At 64.2% G+C, this 11,826-nt stretch carries 11 protein-coding genes; 4 read left to right on the top strand and 7 right to left on the bottom strand.

Features of this window, described 5'->3' with window-relative positions; translation table 11 throughout:
- Positions 1–129 precede the first annotated feature (129 nt).
- Positions 130–1,713 (bottom strand): MDR family MFS transporter, encoded by a 1,584-nt coding sequence (locus JEQ47_RS11555; protein ID WP_198876543.1) that lies wholly within the window; start codon positions 1,711–1,713, stop codon positions 130–132.
- A 139-nt stretch (positions 1,714–1,852) separates the two neighbouring features.
- Between JEQ47_RS11555 and JEQ47_RS11550 the strand changes: the two genes are divergently transcribed.
- Positions 1,853–2,461: a MarR family winged helix-turn-helix transcriptional regulator gene (locus JEQ47_RS11550; protein ID WP_198876542.1), complete on the top strand. Its 609-nt coding sequence runs from the start codon at positions 1,853–1,855 to the stop codon at positions 2,459–2,461.
- A gap of 79 nt (positions 2,462–2,540) precedes the next feature.
- A complete protein-coding gene (locus JEQ47_RS11545) occupies positions 2,541–3,743 on the top strand; it encodes an MFS transporter (RefSeq protein WP_198876541.1) in 1,203 nt (400 codons plus the stop codon).
- A 4-nt stretch (positions 3,744–3,747) separates the two neighbouring features.
- Here the strand turns inward: JEQ47_RS11545 and JEQ47_RS11540 are convergent, their stop codons facing one another.
- From JEQ47_RS11540 to JEQ47_RS11525, 4 genes are all read right to left on the bottom strand, one after another.
- Positions 3,748–5,637, bottom strand: a complete 1,890-nt coding sequence (locus JEQ47_RS11540; RefSeq protein ID WP_198876540.1) for a DEAD/DEAH box helicase — start codon at positions 5,635–5,637, stop codon at positions 3,748–3,750.
- A gap of 256 nt (positions 5,638–5,893) precedes the next feature.
- Positions 5,894–6,100 (bottom strand): tautomerase family protein, encoded by a 207-nt coding sequence (locus JEQ47_RS11535; RefSeq protein WP_198876539.1) that lies wholly within the window; start codon positions 6,098–6,100, stop codon positions 5,894–5,896.
- Between the two features lie 53 nt (positions 6,101–6,153).
- Entirely contained in the window at positions 6,154–6,576 is a 423-nt protein-coding gene (ndk, locus tag JEQ47_RS11530) for a nucleoside-diphosphate kinase (protein ID WP_198876538.1), read from the bottom strand.
- Between the two features lie 212 nt (positions 6,577–6,788).
- Complete coding sequence (locus JEQ47_RS11525) at positions 6,789–7,220, bottom strand: hypothetical protein (protein WP_198876537.1); 432 nt, start codon at positions 7,218–7,220, stop codon at positions 6,789–6,791.
- A 197-nt stretch (positions 7,221–7,417) separates the two neighbouring features.
- Between JEQ47_RS11525 and JEQ47_RS11520 the strand changes: the two genes are divergently transcribed.
- Positions 7,418–9,289 carry an ABC-F family ATP-binding cassette domain-containing protein gene (locus JEQ47_RS11520; protein WP_198876536.1) on the top strand — a complete coding sequence of 624 codons (1,872 nt, stop codon included), beginning with the start codon at positions 7,418–7,420 and terminating at the stop codon, positions 9,287–9,289.
- A 449-nt stretch (positions 9,290–9,738) separates the two neighbouring features.
- Positions 9,739–10,557 (top strand): DUF4344 domain-containing metallopeptidase, encoded by an 819-nt coding sequence (locus JEQ47_RS11515; RefSeq protein WP_198876535.1) that lies wholly within the window; start codon positions 9,739–9,741, stop codon positions 10,555–10,557.
- Between the two features lie 52 nt (positions 10,558–10,609).
- On the opposite strand, the gene JEQ47_RS11510 is transcribed toward JEQ47_RS11515, so the two are convergent.
- Both JEQ47_RS11510 and JEQ47_RS11505 read right to left on the bottom strand, forming a co-directional pair.
- A complete protein-coding gene (locus JEQ47_RS11510) occupies positions 10,610–11,227 on the bottom strand; it encodes a YitT family protein (RefSeq protein ID WP_198876534.1) in 618 nt (205 codons plus the stop codon).
- Positions 11,224–11,679 carry a DNA polymerase III subunit chi gene (locus JEQ47_RS11505; protein WP_198876533.1) on the bottom strand — a complete coding sequence of 152 codons (456 nt, stop codon included), beginning with the start codon at positions 11,677–11,679 and terminating at the stop codon, positions 11,224–11,226. The genes JEQ47_RS11510 and JEQ47_RS11505 overlap by 4 nt, the downstream gene beginning before the upstream one ends.
- Positions 11,680–11,826: the final 147 nt, after the last annotated feature.

The following is an 11,826-nucleotide window of genomic DNA, read 5'->3' as shown; positions in this document are numbered from 1 at the left end:
CGCAAGCTCCTGTTAATCCTGGGGATTTCTTGCGACTACCGCCTGCGGCCCGGCTTATGGCGGAGGCTATTGGCCCAAATGCGGCAGTGTCCGGCACAATCGCGCCGGACACTGAAAGTTTATGACAGTCTAGCGCACGGCTACCGCAGGAGCTCCTACAACCGCGGCAGTTGCAGCTTCTTCAGCATCGATCTCAGCCTCGGGCTCTTGGCGAAGCGAGTTGGCCAGCGGCAATTCTTCGAGGATGAAGGTCAGGCCGAAGGCAATGATCGAGGCCGCAGCAGCGGTGAAGAAGACCGGGTGGAGAGCGCTGGCAAAAGCCTCGAGCACGAGGTTGCGGACGGGCTCGGGCAAGGCGGCGACGGCCTGGGCGTTGAAACTGCCCGTGCCCGCGTTGGCGCCTGCCGGCATGACCTCGGCGAGGCGTGCGGCAAGACCGCTCGAAAAGATGGCGCCAAAGACCGAGACACCAATGGAGCCACCGATCTGGCGGAACAGCGTATTGCCGGCCGTGGCTGCGCCAACCACGGCACGCGGCACGGCATTCTGGGTGGCGGTGACGCTGACGCTGTTGACCGGACCGATGCCGGCGCCGACGAGGAACATATAGATGGCGATCTGCCAGGAGGGGGAGTCGAGCTGCATGGTCGCCAGCAGCAGACAGCCGATGGTCAGGACGAAGGTGGAGAGCTGCGGCAGGATCTTGTAGCGGCCGGTGCGGGTCATGAGGAAACCCGACAGCATGGACGTGCCGATCATGCCGACCATCATCGGGACGAGCTGCAGGGCCGAGTCGGTAGGCGAGACACCCTTGGCGAGCTGCAGGTACATGGGCAGGAAGGTGATGGAGCCGAACATGGCCATGCCGACGAGGAAGCCGACGGCGCTGGAGACCGCAAAGGTGTTGTTGCGGAAGAGGCTCAAAGGCAGGACCGGCTCGGCAGCGCGCGCTTCGACCCAGACGAAGGCCGCCAGCATGGCGAGGGCCAGGACGACGAGGCCGATGATCTGGACCGAGAGCCATTCAAAGGTATTGCCGCCCAGGGAGGTGGCCAGAACAAAGGCGGTCAGGCCGCCCGAGAGCAGCACGAAGCCGGCATAGTCGATGGAATGCTTGACGCGTTCGCCGCGCGGCTTGAGGGCAACGGCGATGACGGCCAGAGCCAGCACGCCCAGCGGCAGGTTGATGAGGAAGATCCACTGCCAGGAGATGTGCTCGACGATGAAGCCGCCCAGAAGCGGGCCGACAACGGTGGCGACGCCGAAGATGGCGCCGAAGAGGCCCTGCACCCTGCCCCGCTGGCGCGGCGGGATGATGTCGGCCACCACGGTCATGGCGACGACCATGAGGCCGCCGCCGCCGAGACCCTGGATGGCGCGGGCGGCGATGAGGAAGGTCATGGTCGTGGCCATGGCCGACAGCACGGCGCCGACAAGGAAGATGACGATGGCCACCTGGAGGACGATCTTGCGCCCATAGAGGTCGCCCAGCTTGCCATAGATGGGCGCGACGACGGTGGAGCTCAGCAGATAGGCGATCACCACCCAGGTGAGGTGGTCGAGGCCGCCCAGTTGCCCGACGATGGACGGCAAGGCGGTCGAAACAATGGTCTGGCCAAGCGAAGCGAGCAGCAGGGTGATGGCGACGGCGCCGATCACCAGCTTGACGGATGGGTCAGCCGCCGCTTCTTGCGGTTGTGTGGGTGCGGACATTGGGGCATTCCTTCGGGGCGCGGGATCGGCATGCGCTGCGACCCTTGCGAAATTCGGTATGAGCGCATAAATGTGCTGGGAGCAATTACATGTCAATAGCATGTATTTGCCTTCGACATGCAAATTTGCGGTGGCTGCCATGCCTTTGAGCGACAAGACCCAGTTCAGTACCCTCCTCACCGAAGCCGGCATCGCCCCCGAAACGGCGGAGGCCGTGATGGATATCGACTGGGTCATCCAGCAATGGCGGCGCCGGGCCATGAAGCGCGAGCTGGGCCAGCGGGCGCTGCAGGATCTGGGGATCGGGCTCGACCTGGCGCAGTTCGATGTCCTGGCGGTGATTGTCGGCCCGGTGGCTGAAGCGGGGCGCGAGGCGGACGAGGTGATGGTGTCGACCGTGGCAGAGCGCCTCAGCATCGATCCGTCCAGAGCCAGCCGGCTGGTCAGCGAAATGGTCGACCAGGGCTATGCGCGCCGGGCGGTGAGCCAGGCCGATGCGCGGCGCACCATTATCGAGTTGACCGAGCGCGGGCAGACGGTGGTGGATGCGGTGCGGGCCTACAAATTCCTGATCATGGGGGATTTCCTGGGCCAGTGGAGCCAAGCCGAGCTCGACGCCTTTATTCCCATGCTCAAGCGCTTTTCGACCTGGATCGACGGCATTGGCCCGTCGACCGAAAAGCATGCCGAGGAGATCGCGGCGCTGTCGGCCCGGCTCGCCAGTGCGAAAAGCGACGAACTGGCGTGATGGGAGCCATGAAAACGTTTCATTAGACACCAAAAGTTCGTCGCGTTAGCACTCTGGCCGCCTCGGGAGGAGGCCGACAATGACGCAAGCGCGCCTGCCGGTGACGGCCCTTCTGGGCACCAGCATGTTCTTTTCCGGCGTGACCTATGCCGCCACCATGCCCTATGCCTCGCTAGTCGGCGTCGACACGCTGGGCATGACGCCGGGCTTTTTTGCCGCGATCATGAGTTGCGGCGCGATCTTCGGCACTTTCGTGTCGCTGGGGCTGGGATATCTCTCCGACAAGCTGAAGGACAGGCGGCTTCTGGTGCTGATCACGGCTCTGGCCGGTATCCTTGCCCACGGGCTCATCTACCTCTTTCCCTCGCAACTGAGCTTCGCGGTGGCCATGGGCGTGATCATGCCCTTTGCCGGCGCCAGCTATGGGCAGAGCTTTGGCTACCTCCGGGTCTATTACATGAAGCACCGGCCGGAGCGGGTCGACTTCATGGTGACCTCGCTCCGCACGGTGTTCACGGTGGCCTGGATCGTGGTGCCGCCGCTGGCCGGCTGGGTGGCGGCGGAGTTCAGCATTTTCGACGTCTACCTCGCCTCGTCGCTGAGTTATGCGGCCCTGGCCGGCATATTCGCGCTGCTGATGACCGATAGTGGCACCGCCGTGCAGATGCCGGCGCCGGTGCGGGCCGAGGGCGCGTCGTTTCTCTCGATGTTCGAGCTGAAGCCGGGGGCTGCGGCGGGGCTGGTGGGCCTCGTGGTGATGACCGGGGCGATCCGGCTGATGACGCTGACCATGGCGCTGTTCATCGTCACCGACCTCGGTGGCAACGTCACCGATGTGGGGCTCTATGCGGGGATCACGGCGGCGACCGAGGCGCCGTTCATGCTGCTCCTGGCATGGCTGACGACGCGGGTGAGCAAGGAAACGCTGCTGGCGTTCGCGGGCGTGGTGATGGCCGTTTTCATGGGGCTTTCGACCCAGCTCACCAGCGTCAGCGCCTTGTTCTGGCTGCTTGGCCTCAACGGGCTGGGCACGGCGGCGCTGATGAGCATCAACATCGCCTATGTGCAGGACGCCATCAAGGGACGGGTGGGCCTTTCCACCTCGCTGATGGACATCGTGGCGATCGGCGCCCAGTTGCTGGGCGCCGGGGCCTTCGGTGTGCTGGCCGCCAATGGCGACTACCGCTTTGCGCTGGTGGTGGCCGCGGTGTTGTCGCTGATCGGCTCCGGCGTGCTCGCGGCGGGCAATCTGCCGAGGCTGGGCCGGTTGAAACCGGCCTGAGCCCCTATTCCGCGCGGCTCTTCTTGTGGTCTTTTTTCTTGGGAGGACGCGCTTCGCCTTCGGCGGCCGGCTTTGACCATTTCGGCTTGCCTTTGTCCTTGGTGAAGGGTTTTGCCGCCTTGGCGGGCCTGGCCTCGCGCGGCGGGCGCGGGGTTTCCATGACGCTGTCGAAGTCGTCGGACCTGGGCTTGCCGTAGCGTTCCTTGCGATCCGCCTTTTCGGGGCGCGGCTTCATGGGATCGTACTTTTCCGGGGGGCCGGGCGGACGGCGCTTCGATTGTGGGCGATCCGGACGCTCGCCAGGACCCTCGACGGCGTTGATATGCACGCCCTTTTCACCGGTGCCATTGGTGCCGACATTGCGCAGGAAGCTGTCGACCTTGTCGGCCGCCACCTCGAAAATGGTCTCGGTGTCGAAAATGCGGATCGAACCGATGGCGCCCTTGGTGACGCCGCCGGCCTTGCAGATCATCGGCAGGAGCCAGCGTGGCTCGGCGCGCTGCTTGCGCCCGAGATTGACCTTGAACCAGGAACCGCCGGCAAAGGCCTCCCGTGTGCGGGGCGTGCGATCGTCGTCGACGACCGGGACGTTGATGTCCTCGGGCACCGGACGGGCGGCGAGTTGCATGCGGAGATAAGCAGCCGCAATGACTTCGGGGCTATGCCGTTCGAGCAGTTGCGCGACCAGGGGCGCTTCTTCCTCAGCGGCGGGCACGAGCAGGGCTTCGGCCGTCAGGATATGCTCCTGATAGCGGGCGTCGATTTCGGCGGCGGTGGGCGGCGCCAGCAGTTCGGCACCGATCTTGGCGGTCCGCAGGATGGACAGGGCGACACGTTTGCGATGGGTCGGCGAAATGACGACGCAGGTGCCCTTGCGACCGGCACGGCCAGTCCGGCCCGAGCGGTGCAGCAGCGTTTCGGCATTCATGGGCAGTTCGGCATGGATGACGAGATCGAGATTGGGCAGGTCAATGCCGCGCGCGGCGACGTCGGTGGCGACGCAGATGCGGGCACGGCCGTCGCGCATGGCCTGCAGCGCATTGGTGCGCTCGGCCTGGGTCAACTCGCCCGACAGGGTGACGACGTCAAAACCACGATTGTGGAGGCGCGCAGAGAGATGCTTCACCGCTTCGCGGGTCGAGGCGAAGACGATGGTATTGGTGCTTTCGTACCAGAGCAGCGTGTTGATGACGGCATTCTCGCGCTGGTCGGCGGGCACCACCATGAGCTTGTAGTCGATATCGGCATGCTGTTCGCCGGAACTGGTGGCGGTGATGCGCAGCGCGTCGTTCTGGAAGGTTTTCGCCAGTTCGGCGATGGGACGCGGCACGGTGGCCGAGAACAGCAGGGTGCGCCGATCCTCCGGCGCTGCAGCAAGGATGAATTCGAGATCCTCGCGGAAGCCCAGGTCGAGCATTTCGTCGGCCTCGTCGAGGACGACCGCACGCAGGGCCGACATGTCGAGCGCACCGCGGGTGATGTGATCGCGCAGACGGCCGGGCGTGCCGACGACGATATGGGCGCCACGCTCGAGGGCGCGGCGCTCGGTACGCTGGTCCATGCCGCCGACGCCGGCCGCGGTCTGGGCATGCATGTCGGCATAGAGCCAATCGAGTTCGCGGCGGACCTGCATGGCCAGTTCGCGGGTCGGGGCAATGACCAGGGCCAGTGGCGCGCCGGGAGCGGGCAGGATGGGATCGTCGCCGAGCAGGGTCGGCGCAATGGCCATGCCGAAGGCGACGGTCTTGCCCGAGCCGGTCTGGGCGGAGACCAGCAGGTCCCGGCCGTCGGCTTCTGGTTCGATGACAGCGGCCTGCACCGGGGTGAGGCTGTCATAGCCCTTGGCCTCGAGGGCGCGGGCGATCGGGGCAATGATGGTTTCAGGCAGAGACATCTTTGGCTTTCGCAAAGGCAGCCAAAGAGCGGTCGTTCCCTCGAAAGGCGGAACATTCCCGTTCGTGACGGCTGGCAAAGGATGGGTTCCCGCTTACGCAGGACTGACGCCGTGGAAAAAGTATAGACCAGATCACGTCAAGCAAAAAGGCCGCCCGGCGGGCGGCCTGATAGGCGTGGTGTTTAGCGAAGCGACTGGCGCAACACAAGGCGAGAGCATGCATGACGGGCACTAGTGCGCCGCATGGCTCGGCGCGTCAGGCCTTTGGCTGCTTGCGCAGCTCGGAGACCTGCTTGCCGCGGTTGCCCCAATTGTCGAGCGGCACTTCGTCGATGACGACGTGAGTCGATTCCGGGGTCTTGTTCAGCACGCGGACCATGATGTCCGTAATGCCCGCAATGACCTCGGCCTTCTGCTCGGCAGTCACACCATCATCAAGAATGCGGACATTGATGTAGGGCACCAGCCCCTCCTATCGCTTCACCGGACAGATTGACTGCCAAAGGCGGTCGTGGATCAGCCAACGAGCTCGTCGTCGGTGAAGAAGAACTTGATTTCCTGGGCTGCGGTTTCGGGAGCGTCCGAACCGTGCACGGAGTTTTCGCCGACGGAGAGGGCGAATTCCTTGCGGATGGTGCCTTCGGCGGCGTTGGCCGGATTGGTCGCGCCCATGATTTCGCGGTTCTTGAGAATGGCGCCTTCGCCTTCGAGAACCTGCACGACCACCGGCGAAGCGATCATCTGCTCGACCAGTTCACCAAAGAAGGGGCGTTCCTTGTGGACTGCGTAGAAGCCTTCGGCCTGGGCGCGGGTCATGTGGATCTTCTTGAGGGCGATCGGGCGGAGACCGGCGTCTTCGAACTTGGTCAGGATCTTGCCGATGAGGTTGCGGCGGACGGCATCGGGCTTGATGATGGAGAAGGTGCGTTCGATCGCCATGGCGAGAAATCCTGCATTTGCTTGGAAAAGGTGGCGCCTTTTAGCGGGAGAGTTTGACGGAGGCAAGACGGGGCGGGCTGCCGCCGCGCTATCTTTCTTCCGCCGTCACCACCGGGCTTGTCCCGGTGGTCCAAGCGATGCCTTGAGAAGACGGATTGCCCGGACGAGCCGGGCAATGACGGTGCTTAATAGCGACCGGTTCATATCTGAGGTCAGTCGTGGTCGACGTCGGTGGAGCCGGTGCCGATGACGCGGCCGTCGGGGGCGGTCAGGGTGACGTCGATGCGCGAGACGATGTGCTCGGCCTGGATGGTCTGTTCGACGTCGATCTCGACAGCCTGCATGGTGCAGACCTCGGCGGTGGAAATGGTCGGGAAGGTGACGGCAAGCGTACCATCGACCAGTTCGCCCACCTCGGCCGGGCCGACTTCCTCGCAGGCGCCGCCGGTATATTCGAATTCGATGGTGATCTGGTTGGGATTGATGCGCGTGGCGTCGAGGTCGTTGAGCCGCTGCGCGTCGCCGGCGGTGTCGGTAGTGGCCGGCGCGGCGTCGGCGGGCTTTGCCTTGTCCTGGGCCATGGCAGGCAAGGAGAGCGCGACGAGTGCGGTGGCGAGGAGGAGAGCGACTGGCTTGGCAGACATGGGAATTCCTTTTCGGTTGACCGCAGGGACAATGCGCCCGGCATGTGATGGATGCGTGGCGAATCCGGCGACAGGATGACGCGCCGGTTGCCTTATGGGCGGCAAGCACATAAGTCCGGTCCTCATGAATTCTGGTGCGTCCCCTGCCCCATCGGCGTGCGCGGGGTGCGACGCCGCAAGCGGACAAGATCTGAACCATGCTCAATATCACCAACCTGACTTACCGCATCCAGGGCCGGGTGCTGCTGGAAGAGGCTGGGCTCGTGCTGCCTGATGGCGTCAAGGCCGGCTTCGTGGGCAAGAACGGCACCGGCAAGACGACGCTGTTCCACCTGATCCAGGGCCATATCGCCGCCGACAGCGGCTCGATCGAGGTCAACAAGAAGGCGCGGATCGGCGCGGTGGCGCAGGAAGCCCCGGCCGGCGAAGAAACCGTGCTCGAAGTTGTGCTGGCCGCCGACAAGGAGCGCACGGCGCTGCTGAAAGAGGCCGAGACGGCGACTGATCCACACCGGATCGGCGACATTCATATGCGGCTGGCCGATATCGATGCGCATACGGCCGAGGCGCGGGCTTCCTCGATCCTCAAGGGGCTCGGCTTCGAGCATGACCGGCAGAATGCCCCCACGCGGGAGCTGTCGGGCGGCTGGCGGATGCGCGTGGCGCTGGCGGCGGTGCTGTTTTCGCAGCCCGACCTGCTGCTGCTCGACGAGCCGACCAACTATCTCGATCTCGAAGGCACGCTGTGGCTGGAAAAGTACCTCGCCACCTATCCTTACACCGTCTTCCTGATCAGCCACGATCGTGACCTGCTCAACAAGGCGGTCAATGCCATCGTGCATCTCGAACACCGCAAGCTGACCTTCTACAAGGGCAATTACGACACGTTCGAGAGCACCCGTCGCATGCAGATGGAGCTCAACAACAAGACGCGCGAGAAGACGCTGGAGCAGATTGCGCATCTGCAGAAATTCGTCGACCGCTTCAAGGCCAAGGCCACCAAGGCCAAGCAGGCGCAGGCGCGCGTCAAGATGATCGAAAAACTGAAGCCGCCCGAGGCGATGTTCGATGAGCACGCGGCGCCGTTCCAGTTCCAGCAGCCCAAGACCGAACTGCCGACGCCGATGATCACGCTCGACAAGGTCTCGACCGGCTATGGCGACAAGGTCATCCTGCGCAATGTGACGCAGCGCATCGATCCGGATGCGCGCATCGCGCTGATCGGCGTCAATGGCAACGGCAAGTCGACCTTTGCAAAGCTCCTGGCGGGCGACATTCCCGTCATCGACGGGGCGCTGCGCATCAACAAGAAGCTCGAAATCGCGCATTTCGCGCAGCACCAGATGGACAAGCTCAAGCCCGAGCAGACGCCGCTGGAGCATGTCGCCGAGCTGATGCCGCTCGACAATGAAACCAAGCGGCGCAGCCGGCTGGCGCAGATGGGGCTGACCACCAGCCGCATGGACACCAAGGCGAAGAACCTCAGTGGTGGCGAGCGCGCGCGGCTGCTGATGGGTCTCATCACCTTTTCCGGCCCGTCGATGATGATCCTCGACGAACCGACCAACCATCTTGATATCGATAGCCGCGACGCGCTGGTCTATGCGCTCAACGACTATCAGGGCGCGGTGCTGATCATTTCGCACGACCGGCACCTGATCGAGGCGACCTGTGACACCTTGTGGATCGCCGAGAACGGCACGATCCGCGAACTGGACGAGGACCTCGACAGCTACCAGCGCAATATCACGTCGAACAAGGACAAGGGCGGCAGCGGCGCGGCCGCCAACGGGGACCGCAAGCAGTCGCGCCAGGAAGCCGCGGCGCGCCGGGCAGAACTGGCGCCGCTCAAGAAGAAGATCAGCGACGCCGAGAACAAGATGAACCGGCTCAGGACCGAGATCGACAAGATCGAGGCGCAGCTTGCCGATCCGAAGGTCTATAACGGCCCTGCGGACAAACTGATCGCGCTGGGCAAGGACAAGGCAAGGTTTGCCGGCGACCTCGAGGCGCTGGAAGAAAGCTGGCTGGAGCTGAGCGCCGAGCTGGAAGAGGCGGAGCGGGTTTAAGGGGAGACCGGGTTCGCCGAGGCAGATTCCGGACTGCGACACCCCCTCCCTACCTGCGCTACGGCTTCGCCTAGCTTCGGTACCCTCCCCTCAAGGGGGAGGGTAGGCAGGATAGAGCTCCAGTGTTCATCGTCACCCTCCCCCTTGAGGGGAGGGCAAGCAGAGCTTGGGTCCGTCAGGACCCTAGCGGCGCTCGGGAGGGGGTGTCGTGGCGCGAAAAGGTCCGACATCCCTCCCGAGCTTCGGCCCGCCAGTCGAGCATAGCTCTCCTGGCCGCCTCGCCTAAATTCGCTCCACTGGAGCGACTTTGCCTTCGGCGTGGCGAGAAGCACTCAAGGGGGAAGGGTAGTGAAGGTGCCGGAGCGACGGCGCCTTCACCATTCATGCCACTGGCCGGTTGACTGTGTCGGCGTGGTAGCCTTTGCTGGGGCAAACCATGCGAGGCCCATATGACCCGCCTGCCCGCCCTGATGCTTGCCGCCATTCTTGCCCTTAGCCCCCTGCCCGCGCTGGCGCAGGACCTTTCGGGCCTCAGCAAACAGGAGCGGGCGGATACGCTGCGCTTTGCCGTCAACAACGGGCTCTTCACGCTTTATCACGAGGTGGCGCACCTCTTGATCGACAAGCTCGGCCTGCCGGTTCTGGGCAAGGAAGAGGATGCGGCGGACAATATCGCCACCTGGATGCTGCTCGAAAAGAAGACGCCGGACGCCAACCAGACGCTGGAAGATGCAGTGGATGGCTGGGTGCTGACGGGCCTCAGCTACGACGACTATTTCGCGGGGCAGGACTATGTTTCGGGCTACAGCCCCGACCGGCACCGGGCCATGCAGATCGCTTGCCTGATGGTGGGCGCCGACGGCGCCGCCTTCCGCCGCATGGCGCGGGCCTATGACATCCCCGAGGAGCGGCAGCAGACCTGCTTTTACGACTATGACCTGATGGACAAGTCGCTGGACACGCTGCTCTCCGATACCGGTACCGGAACGCGCGTCGACGTGACCTATCACGACGGCGGCACGCGGCTACGGCTGGCCGAACGCGTGTTCCGCGGCAGCGGCATTTTCGACGACGTGGCCGAGGAAGTGCGCAATGGCTACCGGATCAACGGGCGCGTGAAATTCACCGCCAAGCGCTGTGGCGAGGCCAATGCCTATTACGACACGGCGACCACGGAAGTGATCTTCTGCTATGAGCTGATGCAGGAATTCATGCAGCTCTATGTCGACGACCTGTCGATCGGCGGGGCAACGCAGCGGTCGCATTGACCATGAGCTGATCTTGAAGTGACGTCCGTCTGCATGCCCGAGGGCGCAGCCGCTAGCTGAAGCCGACATATCGCCCTGGACGATGGTTCAGGGCGATAATCATGTTGAGCACCAGCGCGCCGAGGATCGAATAGATCACCCGGTCGAAGGGCAGGACAAAGAAGGCGATGACGAGGATCACCGCGTCCACCCCGAGCTGGAAATAGCCGGCGCGGATGCCAAAATTGTCCTGGAGGAACAGCGCCAGGATATTGATGCCGCCGACGCTGGCCTTGTGGCGGAACAGCGACAGGATGCCGAGGCCCATGAGGCCACCGCCGACCAGAGCCGCAAAGAGCGGGTTGATCTCGTCGATGCCGATCCAGCCCGAAATCTGCCCGGAAAAGAACGAGACCAGCGCGACGCTGGCCATGGTCTTGAGCGTGAAGGGCAGTCCCATCCGCAGGTAGGCCAGGAGGTAGAACGGCAGGTTGATGCCGAAGAACAGCCAGCCGAAGGGAATGCCGGTGATGTATTGCAAGAGCAGCGCGAGGCCGGCGGTGCTGCCGGTGGTCAGTTGTGCCTCGGCATAGAAGGCAATGCCGAGCGAGACCAGCATGGTGCCGATGAAAATGGCGAAGATGTCTTCATACCAGCGGTGATGGCTGGGCGAGGAAAGGTCGGGGGTCATGCCTCGGCCTTCTTTTCCCAGCGGCCATTGCCGTCCTGCTGCCAGTAGGTGAGCGTGTCGCCCGCGCCCCGCAGGGCGCGCCAGGCGTCGCGGGCAGCGGCGACGGCTTCGGGATCGTGGCCGGAAAAAAGATAGACGAGACGCTGGTAGCCCTCGGCCGATTGCGGCACGGCGCCATCGGCGAAGAAGCGGACGGCAGCGCCATTGGGGTTTTCGTCGCCCGTGGTGATGAGGATGGGCTGGAGCGCATCGACATCGTCGCCGGCAAGGCCATGGGGCAGGAAACTGTCGTCGCGCCAGGTCCAGAGGTGGGCATCGATGGCCTCGGCACGCTCGCGCGAGCCGACCTCGACCACGGCGCGCCAGCCGCGCTCCAGGGTCTTTTCGAGCAGCAGCGGCATGACGCTTTCGAGCGGAAGGGTTTCGAGGTGGTAAAAGAGGATTTCGGCCATGACGGCAAACTATCCGGGCTCCCCGCTTTGCGCCAGAGCCCCTGCAGCACGAGGATCAGCGAGCGCCATGTTGAGGACACGCTGCCGGGGTGATTGTGCCTGGACGCGAAGTGCCGCAAGGTGCGCGCCGACTCGATCCACGCCCAG

This window comes from Devosia sediminis (genome assembly GCF_016411825.1).
Lineage (GTDB): Bacteria > Pseudomonadota > Alphaproteobacteria > Rhizobiales > Devosiaceae > Devosia > Devosia sediminis.
Note: the sequence above shows the minus strand (reverse complement) of the source record. Positions and strands in the feature narration are given on the sequence as shown.